The organism is Brevundimonas sp. (genome assembly GCF_046295595.1).
In the GTDB taxonomy this organism is placed as follows: Bacteria; Pseudomonadota; Alphaproteobacteria; order Caulobacterales; family Caulobacteraceae; genus Brevundimonas.
Genome location: NZ_JBKBMX010000004.1, coordinates 16,826 through 33,817, shown reverse-complemented (window position 1 = coordinate 33,817; position 16,992 = coordinate 16,826). Strand labels below are relative to the sequence as shown.

Sequence of the window (16,992 nt, the reverse complement as noted above, 5' to 3'; positions counted from 1 at the left end):
AGGACCGGGCAAACCGGTGGGGCCGATCACGGCGGCGACTGCCCCGACAACCGGAAGGCGGAGAGGGGAGGCGTTCTCGCTGGGGCCGATCCAGCGGAACCGGACCGGGCGCGCCTCACGGAAGCGAAAGCGCATCAGACGGTCACACGCTCTTGAACGGTGACCTTCTGGAGGTCCGCGATCTCGACGTGGCCCGAGGGCAGCGCAATGCGAGCGTCGACGACATAGTTGCCGATCGCAAGGTCTTCGGTCAGCGCGGCGTCGATGGTCAGGATGAAGCCGGCGCCACCGCCAGGCACGGTCTCGGTCGAGGGCACGACGGTGAAGGCGGCAGCGACGGGGGCTTCGTCGCCCGGCGCTCCGCCGTTGCGGGACAGCTTCAGGTCGGCGCGGCAGGTCGCGCCGGTCAGGTCAGCGAGGTCGAGTTCTTCCAGGGCGAGCGAAAAGGTCTCGCCCCGCGTCAGCTTAAACGTCAACGGGAGTTCCAAATGTAGGGGGCGTGGGGTGTCTGCGCTCACCGAGCGGAGACGGTCACACGGGCGACCAGAAGCAAGTCTGGACAGTAGCAGAAAAGCCCGAAAAGTCAATGAATCCGGGGGTTCGCGGGGCGCCGCGGTCGAGCCTTAAGACCCGTTGTTGGACACCATCGTGACGATGGCGCCGACCACTGCCGCCAGCAAAGCGGACCCGCCGGCGGTCAGGGGGCCGATGATGATTTCCATGCGCGTGAGCCTCTTTTCGAGGCTCAACTTGTCGGCGGTGAACTCGCGCTCCAGGCGGTCGAGTTCATCGGCCGCTTCCTTCTCGACGCGGACGATCTCGTGGGCCGCCGCCTTCAGGTCCAGTTCCAGCTTCGACAACTTGGCGGGCTGGTCCTGGGCTTCGATGCGCGTCAGGCGATCGCGCACGTCCTTCATGTCGTCGCGGAAGCCGTCGAAGCGCTGATCGACCTTGTCGACCAGGCGGTCCATCTTGTCGTTGAGGGTGGTGAACAGGCGGTCGACGGCGTCGCGGAAGCGATCGTCACCTGACATGGGCACGGGAGGAAGCGGGGTGTGCGGCATCAGCAGAAGAGGGCGGCTTAGGCGTCTTCAGGCGCGGGCGCCGCGAGGTCGTAGGCGCCGCGCAGGACGCTCTTCTGGAAGGCGATCGAGTGGGTCAGGTTGGTGAAGGCGGCGGGCCGGTCGCCATCCCAGGTGCGCGCCTCCAGGGCGGCGGTCAGGGCTTCGAGGTCAGCCACGACGGCTTCGGCAAAATCGGTGTCGTTCATAGGGGTCCCGTTAGACGATGGTGACGCTGTTCAGGCCGGTGACGTTGACCAGCATGGCCGTGCATCGGCCGGCATATTCGGACGACATCGGCCCGGTGTTGTTGGAGATCGCCAGGCCGCTGCTTTCCAGCGTGGCGCTGAAGCCGTTGTAGTTCTGGGTGAACATGAAGCTGCGGTCGTCGACCACGAACACGCCTTGGGTCGAGTTGTATTCGTAGCCGAAGCCCTTCCCGACCGGGAAACCAGGGCAGACCGCCCAGTCGGCAGTGCCGTAGTTGAAGCCGGCCGGCAGCCCGGTGACCGAACCCGGCCCGTCGATCGAGACGTTGTTCACCCGCAACGGATAGTCGGCCGCGCTGAACGCGATCGTCCCATCAGGGCGCTTGATTTCTAGACCAGCGCCGGACGGCGAGGCGGAGAACCGGGGTCCGAAGACCCAGTAGTCGAGGGTGGGGCGCGCGGACCCCGAGCCCTTACCGACGAAGCACCGCTGCCCGCCGCCGAAGCTGGAGGGCGTCCAGCCAATGCCGACCGGCAAGCCGTTGGTGCTGCGGAACGCCACCAAGGTGTCGGAGCCGCCGGGAAACGCCGAGTTGTAGTAGACGTCCCAGAGGGGGTTCTTCATCGAACTACTGATGCCGTCGTCGTATTGATAGTAGGCGTAGACGCTTTCGTTCAGCGTCAGCGACCCCTTTGCCCGCAATCCGTAGTTGGCGAACTTGCTGGAGACCTGAAGCTGCCCCGCTTCATTGTAGGATTCGAACATAGACTAGAAGGTCCCCATGACGATCTGGACCTGGTCCGATGCGGCGGTCCACGAAACGGTGTTCCCGCTCCTGGTGACGTTCGGACGGCTGTAGTTGTAGCGGCCGAGTTGGTTGACGCTGAAGAAAGGCACCTCACTGCCCGTGACCTGGATGACGAACGATCCGGCGACGCCCGGCGAGGTTACGATCACCGCCTGGATGATGCTCAAGCGGTCAGTGGTGCGGACGATCTGGGTCCCGTTCGGAGCCCAGGTTTCGAGGCCCGAGGGCATTACCAGACCCCCAGGCGGACGCGGCGCACGTTGTTGGCGTCGTAGACCTCGTAGGTCTGGTTCGTCTGGACGGTGCGCGCGCCCGAGGTCGCCGACTGGAGCGTCATCGTCCCGTCTGGCGCGACGATGAAGCGGTTGTTGATGTTGATCGAGCCGGACAGGTTCAACGACCCCGCCGACAGGACGCCGCCCGAGTAGGTGAACGGGGCGACGGTGCTGGCGCCGCTCGACACGCGGAAGATGTCGGCCTGGATGGCGAACTCGGACGAGGTGCCGTTGTTGACCGAGGACCAGCCGCTGATCTTGCCGTTGGCGTTCAGGACGACGCCGATCTTGGCGTTGACCTTGCCGTCGATGGTCGCGTCGGTGGATGCGAGCGTCGAGATTTGCGACGTATGCGTGCCGACAGTCGACGACAGGGTCGAGACCGAAGACGCCGACGCGAAGGTGCCGTTCGAAGTGACGGTCTGGAGCGCGCCGATCTGGCTGGTGTGGGTGCCCACGGTCGACGACAGGTTGGAGACCGTCGACGCCGTCGCGAAGGTGCCGTTCGAGGTGACGGTCTGGAGACCGCTGATCGCGCTGGTGTGACCGCTGACGGTCGCGGACAGGTTCGACACCGACGTCGCCGTGGCGCGGCCGTTGATGTCGGTCTGGACCGTGTTCAGGCGCGTGTTCAGAGACGCGGCACCGCCACGGGCGGTAACGATCTCGGACGACAGCGCCGACAAGCTGGAGGCCGAGGCGAACGTGCCGTTGGTCGTAACCGTCTCGACAGCGCTGATCCGCGCGTTCGAGGCGATGACCGCTTCGGCATCGGTGACGTCTTCCAGCCAGATGCCGTCGATCGCCGTGTTCACGCCGGCAGTGACGTCGTAGTTCAGGAAACACAGAAGCTGGACTTGCTTGGTGCCCGCGTTCAGGCCAGCCCCATCACGCTCGATGACACCACTAACGCGGTCGACCCAGCCGGTGTTGGCCGGAATGACTTCGCCGCCGATCACGTTGTAGACGTGGCCGCTATTGCCCCCGACGGGGTTCCCGGCAGCGTCCAGAGAGCGGCACCCGACATAAGTGCGCGACGCGCCCCCGGCGCCGACGAAGACGCTGGTGCGGATGCGATACTTGCGGCCGACTTCGAGGTTGTAGTGCTTGACGCTGTAGAGGACGGCGTCCTTGCCAACCGCCGCGACCGCGACCCGCGAGCGGTTCTGGTAGACGGCGTTGACCACGGGCGGGATCGGCCGTTGCTCGGTTCCGGTCGTGTAGCCGGCCCAGCCCGTCAGCCCGTCCGAGAAGTCGGGATTGCCATCGTTGGCGATCCCGGTGGTGAACTTGGCTTCGAGGTTCGTCACCGAGGTGGCGGAGGCCTTGCCGGTCAGATCGACGTCGACCTGGTCGAGGCGCGTGATGGTGCCGTTGACCCGGCCGTTGACCGTGTCGATACGACCGTCGAGGCGCGTGATCTCGGAGGCCTGGACCGTGCCGGCCAGTCCATCGGTGATCGTCTGCTGGACCTGCTGGAGGCGTGCCGAGAGGTTGGCGTTGCCCGAGCCACGCGCCGCCACAACCTCACTCTGGAGCGTCTGGAAAGTCGAGGCCGAGGTGTAGTTGTTCGGGATGTCGTTGACGGTCGAGGTCAGCGTGCCGATCTGGCTGCCGTGCCCGTCGATCCGGTTCACCTGGACGTTCAACTGGTCGACCGTGGCGCGGCCGTTCAGGTCGGTGACCAGGGTGCCGGTCGCGTTGAACGTGCCGGTCGGCGAGATGCCGAACGTCAGCAGCCGGCTGTTGAACGCGGCGTCGGCGTTCACCAGGGTCAGGTCGGCCGCATCCAGGCGCGCTTCGGCGGCGTCGATCGTGTCGTTGATGCGCGCTTCGGCTTCGGCGATCGCCGGGCCGACGTCGACGCCTTCGCCGACCGCATCGACGAGGTCAAGCCAGCCTTGGCCGCCACGGTTGATGTCGTCGGCGACCAGGCCCGGCGCCACATAGGGGCCGTAGACCTGACGCGTCGACGAGTTCTGGTGCCGGATATAGGTGACGGCGATGTAGTAGGTCTGGTTCGGCTGGACGCCGGTGATCGGGATCGTCGTGGCGGTCGGCGGGCCGCTGTAGGCTTGGGTCCAGGGACCGTCAGCGGCCGGACCCCACTCGACCAGGATCGCGGTCGCGGTGTCGTTCGACACCACGCCGGTCAGGTCGAAGCCGGGCACCTGACCACCACCGGGCGCCGGCGGCCGGATCACGACGTTCCAGTCCTCGGGCAGCGGCGGGCTGACCGGATCGTTCGGCGACGTCAGGGTGGGCGGCTCGGGCGGAATCGTCGATTGGCCCAGCGCGAAGGGATACTTCGCGTCGGTCTCGGAGATGAACGTCACGCGCACGACGGCTTCGGCCGGGTCGTATTCGGTGTTCATGCAAAGGCACTTCACGCCGTCCAGCAGGAAGCCGGGCTCGGAGATCGTGAAGGTGTCGCCGGGCTGGATGCGCTGGAGGTGCGGCTTCAGCGCGACCTGACCCGCCATGCCCTCGCGGGCGTTGGCGATGTCGAGGGCGGCCAGTTGGGCGGCCTGGTTCGCGTTGCTGACGTAGTGGTAGGTGACGCCGCGCGTGCGCTTGCCGCCATCCTGGTCGCGATACGCCTGCGCGGTCACCACCGGCAGCGCAGTCATCTGCCAACGGTGCTGGGGCGACCAGTAGGTCGGCTGGATCGTGTTGATCCGGTCGATGCGGCTGGCGGCGGTGTCGACTTCGATCGCGCCGATCACGTCGTCGGCGGTGATGGTCACGACCGAGGTCTTCGGCGCGGCGCGCTGGATCAGGCTGATCTTGCCCGCGCGCTGCGAATAGATCGCGCCGCCGGCCTGGAAGAAGCTGACCAGGACCTGGTGCTTGTCATCGTCGGTGTTCGGGTAGGCGGCGCAGGTCCAGCCGTTCGCGTCCGCGACGTTCGCGGCGGCGAGGAAGGCGGGGACGTCGATGCCGGACAGCTTGGAGCCGATGCCGCCGACCTGCTGGCCGACATGGGGCGTGCCCTTGCCGACGTTGTCTTCCCAGAGCCCCAGGCACCACTTCAGGGCGCAGATGAAGGGGTTCTCGGACCAGACCCAGGTCGCGGGATTGTCGAGGCGGCAGACGCCCGAGCCGCCGGGGTAGGTGGAGTCGAGACGGGGGTCCCAGCACTTGAGGCCCTTAATGACCTCCAGCGGCTTCACTTCGCCGGTCGGATAGGCGGACTGCTTGGAGTTCTCGCCCATGACCAGCATGGACAGGGCCTTGCCGGACGCGCGGTGCGAGGAAGCCCAGGCGGGCAGGGTGGCGTTGTGCTTCAGGCCGCCGGGCGTCGGCAGCCAGGTGTCGGGCTGGGCGCCGAAGCGCGTCGCCCGCCACATCTCGCCGTTCCACTCGGACGTGACGGCCATGCCGGCGCCGTTGAACGACACCGAGAAGTCGTCGGCGGTGAAGCCGTCGAAGCTGGTGATCGGCCCGGCGCCCGAGAGCACCGAGACGAAGCCGTAATACATCTTGTCGGGGCCGAAGGTCTTCTTGTGGATCACCGAGCCGGACACGCCGACGCGACCGAACGCGAAGGGGATCGGGGCGTCGGGGTTCAGCGTCCAGTCGACCGGGCGGCCGGACCCGCCGACCTTGGGCGACAGCACCGACATGGCGGCGTTGATCGCCATCGAGACGGCGGCTTGCGACGCCACCGAGACGAGGGTTGCGGTCAGGCCGGTGGACGCGGCAGCGGCAGCAGCAGCCGGGGCAGCGGCGGCAGCAGCCGTCGCGGCGAGAGGAAGCGCGAAGGGCATAGGTTAGACCCTCCAGGCCGCGACGAAGAGGTGCGGGGTGGTGGTCTCGAACCGGCCCAGAAGCTGGTCGGCGAACAGCACGCGCCCGCCGTCGACAGCGACCGCGAGCGAGCAACCGAACCCGTCACCCGGCTCGCTGGGCAGGGCGATGATGTCGCCGGGGCGCGCCATGGCGGGCGCGATGCGCTCCAGGCCGGTGGCGTCCATCAGTTCGACCAGCGAGGCGAACTTGTTGCGCTTCAGGTAGGCGAGGACCCCGCGCAGGGTGGTGGCGCGGCAGGCGTTCAGCAGCTTGGCGCTATGGCCCATCCGCATCATCGCCTGGGCAGCCAGGCGGCCGCAATGGCGGCGGACCTTCCAGTCCATCGGCTTGCCGGCGAACAGGGTCATGCACGCCTGGGTCGCCCCGGCGCGTCGGATCATTTCAGTCATAAGGGGAGGCGGTGCCTAGAGGTTGGAGATCGGCACGAAGGTCTTCAGCAGACGCTTGAAGAGGCCCGGATTTTCGGGGCGCGAACGCCACTCGTCCTTGACGGTGACGTTGGTCACGTTCGACAGGCCGGCTTCGGCGGGCCAGCAGACGCGGTGGAAGGCGTCGTTCAGACGCCAGTCTTCGTTGGGTTCAAGCTGGCGCTCGGACTGGGTCCCGCACTCCAGCGCGAGCGACCAGTTCTCGCCCACGGTCAGGCGGGCGCGGTCGAGTTCGCCGTCGAACTTCAGCAGCGGCTGGCCCAGCAGGCCGCCGGTGTTCCAGTCGACCACCGCTTCCCACCACTGGACACGGATGCCCTGGATGGTCGGCGAGGCAAGGGCGACAGCGCCTTCGTTGGTCGCCGGCAGGATCACGATGTCGAGGCGCGGGGTCTCGGCTTCGGCCCCATCGGTGACCGACGGAACGGAGTCCAGGACGCCGTAGACGGGGTGGGCGTCGACGTAGACTTCCACGCCTTGCCCCTCGCCGGCGTCGAACAGGCTGAAGCCGCCGTCGGTCAGGCAAAGGGGCGAGCCGGGGAGATCGAACCGCACCAGGGTCGCCTTGATCGGCGACGGCTCCTGGAGCGCGGCGATGTGGTTGGCCTCCATGTCCATCAGCGGCGCTCGCGGATGGTGAAGGACAGGACGACCTCGTGATCGACCGCGATCTCGGGATCGGCGAACTCACGCACAAACCCCTCGATCATCGGCGCTTCGATCTCGACGACGTCGTTGTCCGCCGGCGGCCGGCGCAGCATCGTCTGGAGCGGCACGTTGACCGCGCCGCCGGCGCTCGCGGTCGCCGCCTGGGCGGCGCGGTAGAGGTAGCGCTGCCCGGCGGTGATGACGCTGAAGAACTGACCCTTGCGGATGACGTAGTTCGCCGGCAGCCCCTTGATCGGCAGCGACGCGCCGGCATAGCCGGACCCGTTGACGGTGGGCGTGCCGGCGGCGGGGACGACGAGGCCCGGCTGACAGACCTCCAGGACGACGGTGTCGCCTTCGGCCGCCAGGTCGGTCATCCACGGCAGCGCCGTGACGTAGTCCATCGACGGCATGGTGAAGGTCAGCGCATAGCGCGAGCCCTTGCGGCGGATTTGCTGATCCGCGCCGCTGAACGACGGGGACAGGTCATTGACCGCCTTGACCATGCCGATCGACATCGTCGCCGGCGCGGGGAAGTTGGGGAGAAGAAGGGGCATTTAGCGACGCTTGAGGTTGTAGCGATCGGACTTGGCCCGATCGGCCGGCACGGCGACGCGCGCGGTGCGCAGGGCGTTGCCGCCGGACTGGGCCGCCATCCGTTCGGCCTGGGCCATCAGGTCGGCCGTCATGACGGCGCCGCGCATGTCGAAGTGGATGGGGGCGTTGTTGTTGGCGGCCTGGAGTTGACCAGGGCGACGGACGTCGACCATTTCGCCCGGCGTCAGGCGCATCGAGACCAGCTTGGAGTCCGCACCGCCCGAGCCGCCGACGCGGAACGAGCCGCCCGTGGCGAAGCCCGGAATCTTGCCGAACAGCGAGCCCAGGCCCTTGGCGATCGAGCCGAAGTCGAAGCCCTTGCCGCCGGCGCCGCCGCCCATCTTGTCGAAGATCGAGCCGCCCAGGTTGCGCAGGGCGTCCTGGAGCGTGCCGCCGAAAATCTGTTCGACGATGGTCTGGAGAACCGAGGTCCAGTCGTCGTTCATCGCGGCTTCGATGCCGTAGGAGAAGGCGTCGGCGAAGTCGGCGCGGCTGTTCGCGATGGTCTCCGCCATCTCTTCGGCCAGCTTCTTCTGGTATTCAGCGAAGCGCAGCAGAACCGGCGGGATTTCGAGTTCGGTGATCTCGCGTCGGGCGATCGGCGTCAGGACCTCGACGTTGGCCTCGTTCCGTTCGGCACGGGCGCGGCGTTCGAGTTCGGTCAGAAGGTTCTGGTCAGCGCCGGGCGCGCGGCGCGCGGCGGTGATGGTCGCCATCCGCGCCTGGAACTGGAGTTCCGCGCGCTCGATGTCGGTCATCAGGTCTTGCATGATGCCGCGCACGTCGTCGCGCAGCGTCTTGAACCGCTCGGCCGTCGTCTGGGTGGCGGCGGTCGCAGGGTCGACCATCAGCCCTTGAAGGCGAGCGAACCACTGGCCGGTCTCTTCGACCATGTCGGGGACGTAGGAGTGCCCGACGACCCGGTCGTAGAGGCGGAAGAAGGCGTCGCCGACTTCCTTCACCTTGCCGATGACGCCGCCGAAGACCGAGTTCAGCTTGTTGGTCAGCCACTCGCGGACGCCGGTCACCAGCTTGCCCATCGACTCGATGACGCCTGGGAAGAGGGTGCGGAAGGCGTTCAGGACGCCGTGCGTCATGGCCGCGACGGCGCTGCCCAGCGCGTTCCACATCGTGGACCAGTCGCCGGTCAGGAGCGCACCGAGGGCGCGCATGATCTGGGTGATGACGTTGATCGCGCCGGTGATCAGGTCGACGGCGGCGCCGAAGACCTGGGCAATGATCCGGCCGAAGTCCATCAGGTTCTTGGAGGCGGAACCGCTGTCGCTGGAGAAGAAGGCGGAGAAGGCGGCGCCCAGTTGGACGACCATGCCCTTCACCGCTTCGAACAGCGGGGCCAGCTTGGGACCGACGTGCTCCTGGATCGCCGCGCCGAACGCCTGGAGGACCGGAATGATGTCGTCGCGGAACATCCAAAAGGCAGCGGCGACAGCAGCGACAGCGATCGCGATCGGGCCGAGGAAGGGCACGATCATGGCGAGCGCGCCGCCGGCTCCGAAGGCCGCACCGATGGCGCCGACGGCGGTGAGGACACTGCCGAACGCGACCAGGATCGGACCAACAGCGGCGGCGATCGCCGCACCGATGACGATGAAGTTCTGCATCGCCGGCGACAGGCCGTTGAAGCGGTCCGCGAGGCTGGCGATCTTGTCGAGGAAGGGCGCGAGGTAGTTGTTGACGATCGCGCCGAACGATTCCTGGAGCGACCCGAGGGAGTCGCGCAGCTTGTCGTAGGGGTCGGTCGCCTGGGCGGCGGCTGCCGCGCCTCCGAACTGCTTCTCCAGTTCGCCCAGCATGATCGACTGGGCGCCGGCGGCGTTGCCGGCGGCGACCATCGCCTTGATCTGGGCCTTCTGGGCGTCGGTGAACTGGATGCCGGCGCGGCCCAGGGCGGAGAGGCCCTTGATCGGGTCGTTCAGCGCCTTGCCGATCATCAGCGTGGCGCCTTGAAGGTCCCCGCCCATGCGGGTCGCCAGGTCGACGGCGGCTTGCTGCGCGCGGTCGAACTGGGTGCCGGCGACGTTGCCGAAGGTCAGCAGGTTCGCCGTGACCTTGCGGAGGATTTCGTCGTCGTCATACAGCGAGTTGCGCATCAGGCCTTCGGCCATCCCCGCAAGCTGATCCTTGGTCCGGCCGGACACCCCGCCCATGGACGTCAGGGCCGCCTCGACCTGCCCCATGGCGTCGGCCGCCTCTTGCGCCGCCTTGGACGAAGAGACGGCGAACGCGATGAACGGCGCGGTGATCGCGACGCTCAAGCCGGCGCCGATGCCCGCCATCTTCTTGCCGACGGACGAGAAGCGGGCGGAGGTCGCCTGGAGTTGTTGTTGGGCGGCAGTCAGCCCCGACGTGAACTGGGCCGAGTTGAGGCCCAGGGTCACGCGCAGAGCGCCGATAACGGCGGAAGTCATATGGTCAGGCGTTCTCGCGCATGGACGCAAAGGCGGCGCGCATGGCGTCGGGCGTCATCTTCTTGATTTGAGGGCGGACGCCGGTGAGGTCCGAAAGCGGGGGCATCTTCTCGACGCGGCCCAGGACGGCGGTGTGCCAAGCGAGCCAGCCCCGTTGCTGGTGGTCGGCCTCGGCCATGCGCGCCCGCGCCTTCATCACGATGGTGAAGAGGCGAGGGGTCTGGCGCCAGAAGTCCGAGGCGGGCTGCCCCGCCTCGATCCAGTTGCCTAGCGCGGCTTCCCAGTCCCAGCCTTCGCCGGGACCTTCCGAGGGTTTGCGGTGGGTTCACCGGCCTCCGCCGTCGGGAAGCTGGCGGCCATCGCTTCGGTCACGGCGTTGGCCGCGTCCGAGATGCCGGCGTCGTGGATGATCTCACCGACTTCGCGGTCGGTCAGGTCGGGGTGGTGGGCCGCCAACGCGTGGCGAACCAAGGTGCGGATCGAACGGAACGAACGGACGTCGACTTCGCCTTGCATGATGCCGGGGAAGTCTTCCTCGGCATCACACAGGGCGTTGAAGTCCATGCGAAGCGTGTAGTCGCCCAGGCGGACGTCTCCCTTCACAGTCGCCATGGGTTATTCGCCCGCGACGTAGACGGGCAGGCCGGTGACCTTGATGGGGCAGTTGAGGGTCAGCTTGCCCTCGACCTCACCACCTTCGGTCGGCTTTCCGGTCAGGAAGCCCGAGAAGGTCTCGGTGGCGCCGTCGGGATAGCCGACCTGGAACTCCTGGATGCCTTCGGCGATGAACAGGGCGTCGATCTTGGCGCGGGTTTCCGGCGTGTAGTTGAGCGTGACGTTGGCTTCGCCCGGCTCGATCATCGACGGCTTGTGCTCGCGCGTCTTGTTCGGCGACTTCAGGTGGGTGAAGTCGACGCTCGAACGCGAGGGGTTCGGCGGGGTGATCGAAACGGCTTCGCCGAGTTCGGTCCAGACCTTGGGCGTGATTTCCGGCGCCGAGGTGCGGTGCGAGAACGACATGCCGTCGGCGGTGATTCCTTGGGATTCCATAGGGTAGAGCGGCCCTCCTTTAGGCCGTGTTGGTTGCGACCCGGACGTCGATGCGAGTCCGGTGAAGTTGGTTGGGGGTTTCGCCGGACCGGTCGCGATCGGTGCCGAGGACGGTGCAGGCGAGGAAGCGGACCTCGCCGATGACGGAGTGACGCGCGGGGAGGGCGGCGATCACCGCGTTCCCGATCTGCTTCGCCTTGAGGAAGGTGTCGGCCCAGCAGTCGATTTGGACGCGGGCTTCGACGAGACCGGACTGGCCGGCGAGGGTGGTGTCGGGGATCGACGTAATCAGGTGGAGGGCGATGGACGGCGAGGCGCCGCGCGCGGTCCACTCGATCCGATCGGACACGAGGGCTCGAACCCCGCCGTTCGCGGCGAGGTGAGCGAGAAGTGCTTCTTCCATGATGGTTAGGGGACGACGCTCTGGATGATGGGCGCGGGCGCCGAGGCCGCCCGTGCGGCGCGGCGCGAGGCGTTGGCGGCCCGGCGTTGGGCGCGGGCGGTGGCCTTGGCGATCTCATCCGCGATGGCGACGCGCAGGCGATCGAGGGTGTCCATCTTCTCCTTCTCCCAGGCGGGCCTGACGAAGGGTTGGGGACCGTGGTTCTCGTTGCCGAACTCCTGCTGGACGCCCGACGGGAGGTGCTTGCCGCCGACGTCAGCGACACCGGCGTGGACTTCGACGAAGGAGCCGGCACCGCCAGCGGCGCGGCGGGCGGCCTTCTTCTGGCGCGGACCTAGCTTGTCGCTGACGGCGATCGCGTCCTTCAGGCGTCCACCGCCAACGGCGGCTTCAGGCGCGCCCTGGCGCATCTCTTCGGCCATCGGCTCCAGAGCCTCGATCGCGGCGCGCTTCAGGATGTTGCGGGCGGAGGCCTTGGTGAACTGGGCGAGGGCCGCGTCCAGGGCGTCGAAGCCGTGGGTCTGGACGGTGATGCTCACTGCGCCACCGCGTGGATTTCGATCACGTCGTCGAACGGCCGGACGTCCTTGACGTCCCAGGTGTGGCCGGCGGCGACGATGGTGGTCTTCTGGTCGACGTCGCGCCGCGCATACATGCGGATCACGGCCTTCTTCTCGGTCGACACGCCGTCCTGGTTCAGGAACTCACGGCCGCCGGGGTAGGTCAGCTTGGCCCAGGGGCGGGCGACCTCACGGCGTTCGATGATGGGGGCGCCGGCCGCGTCGCGTCCGAGTTGGACGTCCATGACAAGGCTGACGCGGGTGTTGAACTCGCCGGGGTCCACGGTTAGTCGGCGACCTTCGCCTGCGACTCTTCGAGAAGCGCCATCTGGGCTTCGATCCGGTCGAGGTCAGCCTGCTGGGCGGCCGACGGGGTGAAGTTGCGTTCACGGCCCACGACGGCGCACCAGGCGTCGACAAGTGCCTTGGCTTCGGCGCCCTGGACCGCACATTCGTCGGCGATCGTTTGGGCGTTGTGTGCCCAGAGCGTCTTCCATTCGGCGTCGGTGAAGATGTCTTCGGCGGCGATGGTCAGTTGGACGATCTCGTCGGCTTGATCAGACATCCGCGACCTTCTTCGATGCGGGGGCCAGGACGCCGGCGGCCTTGGCGCGGGCGGCACGGTCGTCGGTGACCTCACCGGACCAGCCGGCGGGATATTCTTCGCGGGTCACCGGATCGACTTGGTCGATCCAGCGCGCCTTCAGCGTGATGGTCTTCATGTTCAGATGTTCCAGTGGCGGTGGCGCGAGATCAGCGCGTCGACCGCGTGCGGCAGTTCGACGACGGCGCCGGCGGTGACCGCCATGCGGTTGCGATACCAATGGCCGACGATCAGGAGCGCGGCCTGGCGGAACACCAGTTCCGAGCCCACGGGGACCTCGGTGCGGTTGCAGTGCTCCAGGCAGTATTGCTCCGCCGCGTCGATGTAGACCTGGATCAGCGAGTCCTCTTCGTCGTGGTCGACGCGGAGGTGTTGCTTGGCCTCGACGAGGCTCACCATCGGCATCGCTTAGGCGCGGCCCTGCGGGTCGTTCATGTCGACGCGTTCGTGGTCGGGGACCCAGCCGGCGACATTGCCGTCGGCATCCTTCACCGGGGCGAAGGTCTTGGACGCGGGGGCGGGCTTGGCGGCCGGGGCCGCCTTGGTTTCGTTCTTCTTGGTCATGGGGTTCTGCTGTCTTGCGGGTGTCTGAACGACCCGGCTTGTCGGACAGGGCGCAGTCACGCCCGGTCGGAAAAGCCGGGGCCGGCGTGAGCCAGCCCCGACAGTTCGAAGGTCGCTTAGACGGCGATCTTCAGGGCGCGCATGGCCTCGGGGTTCTGGACCCCGCCGCCGACGCGCTTGACGGTGTAGAACTTGACGTAGGGCTTCGCCGTCAGGTTATCGCGCAGGATGCGCACGCCGACGCGGTCCACGACCAGGTAGGTCGCGGCCATGTCGCCGAACAGGATCGGCACCGAGTTGGCGGCGATGTCCGGCATGTCCGGCAGTTCGACCACGTTGTAGCCAGCGAGGGTCGCGGGCTGACCGGCCTGGTAGGACGGCTGCCACAGGTAGTTGCCGTCACCGTCCTTCAGCTTGCGCACGGCCGCCTGGGTCAGGCGGTTCATGTAGAAGCTGGCGTTGGCGCGGTGCTCGGCCGGCAGATCGTAGATCAGGTCGAGCAGCTTGTCGGAGTCGGTCAGCGCGGCGGCGGCGCCCGAGTTCTTCACCTTGATGGCGCCGAACGGGTGGCGGGCGGCGTTCGCGGCGCCGGTGATGTAGGTGAGCAGGCCGTGGGGCTTGTTCACGCCATCGCCGGTCAGGAACGCGATGTTCTCCTGGCGGGAGAACTCCGACTGGACTTCGCCAGCCAGCCAGGCTTCCAGGTCGATCGCGGCGTCGTCCAGCATTTGCTGGGTGGCGCGCGGTTCGGCGTAGAGTTCACCCGGCACGAACGACAGGGCCGAGAAGCCCGGCGTGGTGGTTTCGGCGCGGGCGGCGGCTTCGCCGACCCAGCCCGAGGTCAGGGCGCGGTCCGTGAAGACCTTGGTGAAGCCGGCGGTGCTGATGGAGATGACCGACGAGTTCGCGCGGACCGGCGAGGACTCGACCAGCTTGCCGGTGATGGTGCGGTCCCACTCGACCGGAGCCAGGAAGCCGCCTTCTTCAGCGACACCCTTGTTCAGGGCGGCTTGGACGTCGCCCTTGCGCATGTGGGCCTTGAAGGAGCCGACGTATTCCGGGTCGGCCTTGATGTCGCCGATGACGGCGGTGCCGTTCAGCTTCAGCGCGGCGACTTCCTTCGACTGGGCGTCGACGGTCGACTGCATGGTGTCGATCGCGGCGTCGAGACGCGTCAGCTTGTCGGTCAGGACGACGTCGTCGACCTTGGCCTTCAGGCGCTCTTCGTTGGTGGCCTTGAACTCGGCGAACGCGGCGTTCAGCGAGGTGATGGCGACGGTGGCGTCGGCGCGGACGGTGCCGCAGAGGGCAGCGGGCGCGGACATGTTGAGGGCGGCGATCGCGACGATCGCCATGTTGTTCTTACGCATAGTTTCCTTTGGTGCGCGTTAGGCGCGGATGGTTTGGAGGAGGTCGGCCAAAGAGGCCTGGAGGTCGGCTGCATCTCGCTCGCCGGTGTCGGAGGCCGCATCTCGCTTGCCTCGAATGGAGTCGACGCGGTCACGCGCGTCGTCGCGGGAAAGGCCGGCCTTGATCAGGCTCCGCTCCATTCCGCGCAGTTCGTTGACGCGACGATCTTCAGATCGGATCGCCTCGTCGACGGTGATTTGATCGGCCGGCAGAAGGGCGTTCGCGAATCCCTTCTCGATGGCGATGGAGCCCGACAGCCAGGTCTCGTCGTCGAGCATCTTGGTGATGACGTCGGCCGCCAGGCCGGTGCGCTGGGCGTAGACCGAGGTCATGGCGGCGTCGAAGGGTTCGAGCCATTCGGCCGCTTCGCGCAGGGCGTTGCGGTTGCCGACGGCCATGATCCAGCAGTTGTGGATCATCAGGAACGACGAAGCGCCGATCTCGACGTGGTCGCCAGCCATGGCGATGATCGAGGCGGCCGATGCGGCGACGCCCATCACCTTGATGGTGACCGGGTGCGGATGCTCGCGCAGCACGTTGTAGATCGCGATGCCCTCGAACATGTCGCCGCCGGGCGAGTTGAGTTGGATTTCGACCGGTCCGCCGATGGCGCGCAGTTGGGCGGCGACCTTCTTGGCGGTGATGCCGCCACCGGTCCAAGGGTCCTCGCCGACGCTGTCGAACATCGTGATGACGTTGTCGCCGATGCCCAAAGCGCGGACGCCGGCGCCGTGCTCAATCCAGCGATCGAAGACCGCCGGCGGGGTGTAGGCGTTCACGCCGCGACGGGCAGGGAGGGGGAGGGCCGCCGGGCGGGCGGAGGTGGAGGGCGTGGTCATCTAGGTGTTGAGGTCCGTGGGCGCGGCGTCGGTGTTGTCGTTGCCGGGGTTGGGGGCCGGGGTTCCGGCGGCGACCAGGCCGTCACCGTCGGGGTGAGCCGGCATGTTCATCAGCTTGCGAATCTCGTTCGCGGTCATCCAGGGCTTGTGGCCGCCGGCGCCGGAAGCCTTGGCGAAGACCTCGGATTGCTCCTTGGTCGTGCCGTTCAGCAGGGCGTCGGGGTTGAACTTGGCGACAAGGTCGGCGTCGTGGGCCAGCAGGGACCGGCCGATCGCTTCTTCCCAGGCGGTGAACCAGGAGTTCAGCGCGTAGCGGACGAAGCCCGTCGACAGTTGTTCGATGCCCGAGCCCCAGGACGTGTCATCGACCATCGCCAGCGAGCGCGGCACGCCGAACACGCGAAGGATTTCTTCGACCTGGAACTTGCGCGCCTCGGCGGACTGGGCGTCGCGGGCGTTGATCGCCAGCGGGACGTAGGTGGAGCCGCCTTCCAGGATCGGCGTGGAGCCGGCGTTGCCGGAGCCTTCGTAGCGTTCAGCCCACTGGGCCTTCAGGCGGTTGAAGGCTTCCTCGGTCAGTTCGCCGGGGATGCTCACGGCGCCGGTGGCGAAGACGCCCTTGCGGAACATGTTCGCGACGGCGCGCTCGGCGGCGATGGCGATGCCGATGGCCTCGGCGGCGCGCTTGACGCGCGAGACGCCGTGGACGCCGTCGAAGGTCATGCCGCGAAGGTGGAGAACGTCACGAGGATCGAGACGGACGCGGCCCTTCTGGGTCGTGCGGGTGTAGACCGGCTGATAGGTGTCGGTCAGGTCGATCTCGATCTCCGAGGGATCGAGCGGCCAGAGGGCGATGGGCTTGCCGCCCGAGCGGACGATCAGCGCGACGGCGCCGTTGTCCTCGGTCAGCGCCCGATATTGCATCAGGAACTTGAACTCGAACGGGGTCTGAAGATCGTTCGGCCGGCGGCGGAGAAGGCGGTAGACGGGGTCGTCCTTGGCCTTCTCGGTGTCGCCGTTTTCCAGTTCGCGGTGGACGTTCAGCGGCAGCATGGCGATGCTGGAGCAAATCAGGTCGACGCAGCGGAAGACCGTCGCGTTCTTGAGGGCTTCGCAGGTCGTGACCTCGACGCCGGCGTTGCTGACGTGACCGCCACGAAGGAACTCACCGACGGCGGCGTCGTGAAGGTCCAGGAAGGTGGCGGTCTCGCCCAGCGCGCGCGGCGCCGGCGTGGTGATGGGGGCGGGCGCCGGTTCGGCGGAGACGCCCATCAGGCGGTCGAAGAACCCCAC

General features: G+C 67.4%; 23 protein-coding genes. All 23 read right to left on the bottom strand.

Features of this window, described 5'->3' with window-relative positions:
• Positions 1-134 precede the first annotated feature (134 nt).
• The 23 genes from ACK4JY_RS03810 to ACK4JY_RS03700 all read right to left on the bottom strand — a co-directional run bounded on the left by ACK4JY_RS03810 (position 135) and on the right by ACK4JY_RS03700 (position 16,992).
• Positions 135-518 carry a hypothetical protein gene (locus ACK4JY_RS03810; protein ID WP_409602975.1) on the bottom strand — a complete coding sequence of 128 codons (384 nt, stop codon included), beginning with the start codon at positions 516-518 and terminating at the stop codon, positions 135-137.
• Between the two features lie 105 nt (positions 519-623).
• A complete protein-coding gene (locus ACK4JY_RS03805; RefSeq protein ID WP_409602972.1) occupies positions 624-971 on the bottom strand; it encodes a hypothetical protein in 348 nt (115 codons plus the stop codon).
• Positions 972-1,081: 110 nt separating this feature from the next.
• Positions 1,082-1,270, bottom strand: coding sequence for a hypothetical protein (locus ACK4JY_RS03800; protein WP_409602970.1), 189 nt, complete (start codon positions 1,268-1,270; stop codon positions 1,082-1,084).
• 10 nt (positions 1,271-1,280) lie between these two features.
• The gene (locus ACK4JY_RS03795; protein WP_409602968.1) at positions 1,281-2,036 is read right to left on the bottom strand and encodes a hypothetical protein; all 756 of its coding nucleotides are present in this window, start codon (positions 2,034-2,036) and stop codon (positions 1,281-1,283) included.
• Between the two features lie 3 nt (positions 2,037-2,039).
• Positions 2,040-2,309, bottom strand: coding sequence for a hypothetical protein (locus ACK4JY_RS03790; protein WP_409602966.1), 270 nt, complete (start codon positions 2,307-2,309; stop codon positions 2,040-2,042).
• The gene (locus tag ACK4JY_RS03785; RefSeq protein ID WP_409602964.1) at positions 2,309-6,124 is read right to left on the bottom strand and encodes a phage tail protein; all 3,816 of its coding nucleotides are present in this window, start codon (positions 6,122-6,124) and stop codon (positions 2,309-2,311) included. Before ACK4JY_RS03785 ends, ACK4JY_RS03790 begins: the two co-directional genes overlap by 1 nt.
• Before the next feature lie 3 nt (positions 6,125-6,127).
• On the bottom strand, positions 6,128-6,547 hold the full coding sequence (locus tag ACK4JY_RS03780) for a DUF6950 family protein (RefSeq protein ID WP_409602962.1): 420 nt from the start codon (positions 6,545-6,547) through the stop codon (positions 6,128-6,130).
• A 24-nt stretch (positions 6,548-6,571) separates the two neighbouring features.
• On the bottom strand, positions 6,572-7,213 hold the full coding sequence (locus ACK4JY_RS03775; RefSeq protein WP_409602960.1) for a hypothetical protein: 642 nt from the start codon (positions 7,211-7,213) through the stop codon (positions 6,572-6,574).
• A complete protein-coding gene (locus tag ACK4JY_RS03770) occupies positions 7,213-7,800 on the bottom strand; it encodes a hypothetical protein (RefSeq protein ID WP_409602958.1) in 588 nt (195 codons plus the stop codon). The genes ACK4JY_RS03775 and ACK4JY_RS03770 overlap by 1 nt, the downstream gene beginning before the upstream one ends.
• On the bottom strand, positions 7,801-10,269 hold the full coding sequence (locus tag ACK4JY_RS03765) for a phage tail length tape measure family protein (protein WP_409602956.1): 2,469 nt from the start codon (positions 10,267-10,269) through the stop codon (positions 7,801-7,803).
• Positions 10,270-10,273: 4 nt separating this feature from the next.
• The gene (locus tag ACK4JY_RS03760; RefSeq protein ID WP_409602954.1) at positions 10,274-10,447 is read right to left on the bottom strand and encodes a hypothetical protein; all 174 of its coding nucleotides are present in this window, start codon (positions 10,445-10,447) and stop codon (positions 10,274-10,276) included.
• Positions 10,448-10,536: 89 nt separating this feature from the next.
• A complete protein-coding gene (locus ACK4JY_RS03755) occupies positions 10,537-10,833 on the bottom strand; it encodes a hypothetical protein (RefSeq protein ID WP_409602952.1) in 297 nt (98 codons plus the stop codon).
• A gap of 51 nt (positions 10,834-10,884) precedes the next feature.
• A complete protein-coding gene (locus ACK4JY_RS03750) occupies positions 10,885-11,319 on the bottom strand; it encodes a phage tail tube protein (RefSeq protein WP_409602950.1) in 435 nt (144 codons plus the stop codon).
• Between the two features lie 19 nt (positions 11,320-11,338).
• On the bottom strand, positions 11,339-11,722 hold the full coding sequence (locus tag ACK4JY_RS03745; protein ID WP_409602948.1) for a DUF3168 domain-containing protein: 384 nt from the start codon (positions 11,720-11,722) through the stop codon (positions 11,339-11,341).
• Between the two features lie 5 nt (positions 11,723-11,727).
• On the bottom strand, positions 11,728-12,261 hold the full coding sequence (locus ACK4JY_RS03740) for a hypothetical protein (RefSeq protein WP_409602947.1): 534 nt from the start codon (positions 12,259-12,261) through the stop codon (positions 11,728-11,730).
• The gene (locus ACK4JY_RS03735) at positions 12,258-12,566 is read right to left on the bottom strand and encodes a head-tail adaptor protein (protein ID WP_409602945.1); all 309 of its coding nucleotides are present in this window, start codon (positions 12,564-12,566) and stop codon (positions 12,258-12,260) included. Before ACK4JY_RS03735 ends, ACK4JY_RS03740 begins: the two co-directional genes overlap by 4 nt.
• A 2-nt stretch (positions 12,567-12,568) precedes the next feature.
• Positions 12,569-12,847, bottom strand: coding sequence for a hypothetical protein (locus ACK4JY_RS03730; RefSeq protein WP_409602943.1), 279 nt, complete (start codon positions 12,845-12,847; stop codon positions 12,569-12,571).
• Positions 12,840-13,004, bottom strand: a complete 165-nt coding sequence (locus ACK4JY_RS03725; RefSeq protein WP_409602941.1) for a hypothetical protein — start codon at positions 13,002-13,004, stop codon at positions 12,840-12,842. The genes ACK4JY_RS03730 and ACK4JY_RS03725 overlap by 8 nt, the downstream gene beginning before the upstream one ends.
• Positions 13,005-13,006: 2 nt before the next feature.
• Entirely contained in the window at positions 13,007-13,291 is a 285-nt protein-coding gene (locus ACK4JY_RS03720) for a head-tail connector protein (protein WP_409602940.1), read from the bottom strand.
• Positions 13,292-13,294: 3 nt separating this feature from the next.
• Entirely contained in the window at positions 13,295-13,450 is a 156-nt protein-coding gene (locus ACK4JY_RS03715; protein ID WP_409602938.1) for a hypothetical protein, read from the bottom strand.
• Between the two features lie 116 nt (positions 13,451-13,566).
• Positions 13,567-14,820 carry a phage major capsid protein gene (locus ACK4JY_RS03710; protein WP_409602936.1) on the bottom strand — a complete coding sequence of 418 codons (1,254 nt, stop codon included), beginning with the start codon at positions 14,818-14,820 and terminating at the stop codon, positions 13,567-13,569.
• An 18-nt stretch (positions 14,821-14,838) separates the two neighbouring features.
• Entirely contained in the window at positions 14,839-15,699 is an 861-nt protein-coding gene (locus ACK4JY_RS03705) for a head maturation protease, ClpP-related (RefSeq protein ID WP_409602934.1), read from the bottom strand.
• Positions 15,700-16,992, bottom strand: coding sequence for a phage portal protein (locus tag ACK4JY_RS03700; RefSeq protein ID WP_409602932.1), 1,293 nt, complete (start codon positions 16,990-16,992; stop codon positions 15,700-15,702).

Coding starts and splice junctions, on each gene's coding strand:
- ACK4JY_RS03775 (WP_409602960.1), bottom strand. CDS start 7,213: ATGGACATGGAGGCCAACCACATCGCCGCGCTCCAGGAGCCGTCGCCG.
- ACK4JY_RS03730 (WP_409602943.1), bottom strand. CDS start 12,847: ATGTCTGATCAAGCCGACGAGATCGTCCAACTGACCATCGCCGCCGAA.
- ACK4JY_RS03805 (WP_409602972.1), bottom strand. CDS start 971: ATGGACCGCCTGGTCGACAAGGTCGATCAGCGCTTCGACGGCTTCCGC.
- ACK4JY_RS03790 (WP_409602966.1), bottom strand. CDS start 2,309: ATGCCCTCGGGCCTCGAAACCTGGGCTCCGAACGGGACCCAGATCGTC.
- ACK4JY_RS03755 (WP_409602952.1), bottom strand. CDS start 10,833: ATGGACTTCAACGCCCTGTGTGATGCCGAGGAAGACTTCCCCGGCATC.
- ACK4JY_RS03785 (WP_409602964.1), bottom strand. CDS start 6,124: ATGCCCTTCGCGCTTCCTCTCGCCGCGACGGCTGCTGCCGCCGCTGCC.
- ACK4JY_RS03750 (WP_409602950.1), bottom strand. CDS start 11,319: ATGGAATCCCAAGGAATCACCGCCGACGGCATGTCGTTCTCGCACCGC.
- ACK4JY_RS03720 (WP_409602940.1), bottom strand. CDS start 13,291: ATGCCGATGGTGAGCCTCGTCGAGGCCAAGCAACACCTCCGCGTCGAC.
- ACK4JY_RS03760 (WP_409602954.1), bottom strand. CDS start 10,447: ATGGCCGAGGCCGACCACCAGCAACGGGGCTGGCTCGCTTGGCACACC.
- ACK4JY_RS03800 (WP_409602970.1), bottom strand. CDS start 1,270: ATGAACGACACCGATTTTGCCGAAGCCGTCGTGGCTGACCTCGAAGCC.
- ACK4JY_RS03705 (WP_409602934.1), bottom strand. CDS start 15,699: ATGACCACGCCCTCCACCTCCGCCCGCCCGGCGGCCCTCCCCCTCCCT.
- ACK4JY_RS03795 (WP_409602968.1), bottom strand. CDS start 2,036: ATGTTCGAATCCTACAATGAAGCGGGGCAGCTTCAGGTCTCCAGCAAG.
- ACK4JY_RS03780 (WP_409602962.1), bottom strand. CDS start 6,547: ATGATCCGACGCGCCGGGGCGACCCAGGCGTGCATGACCCTGTTCGCC.
- ACK4JY_RS03715 (WP_409602938.1), bottom strand. CDS start 13,450: ATGACCAAGAAGAACGAAACCAAGGCGGCCCCGGCCGCCAAGCCCGCC.
- ACK4JY_RS03725 (WP_409602941.1), bottom strand. CDS start 13,004: ATGAAGACCATCACGCTGAAGGCGCGCTGGATCGACCAAGTCGATCCG.
- ACK4JY_RS03745 (WP_409602948.1), bottom strand. CDS start 11,722: ATGGAAGAAGCACTTCTCGCTCACCTCGCCGCGAACGGCGGGGTTCGA.
- ACK4JY_RS03710 (WP_409602936.1), bottom strand. CDS start 14,820: ATGCGTAAGAACAACATGGCGATCGTCGCGATCGCCGCCCTCAACATG.
- ACK4JY_RS03765 (WP_409602956.1), bottom strand. CDS start 10,269: ATGACTTCCGCCGTTATCGGCGCTCTGCGCGTGACCCTGGGCCTCAAC.
- ACK4JY_RS03770 (WP_409602958.1), bottom strand. CDS start 7,800: ATGCCCCTTCTTCTCCCCAACTTCCCCGCGCCGGCGACGATGTCGATC.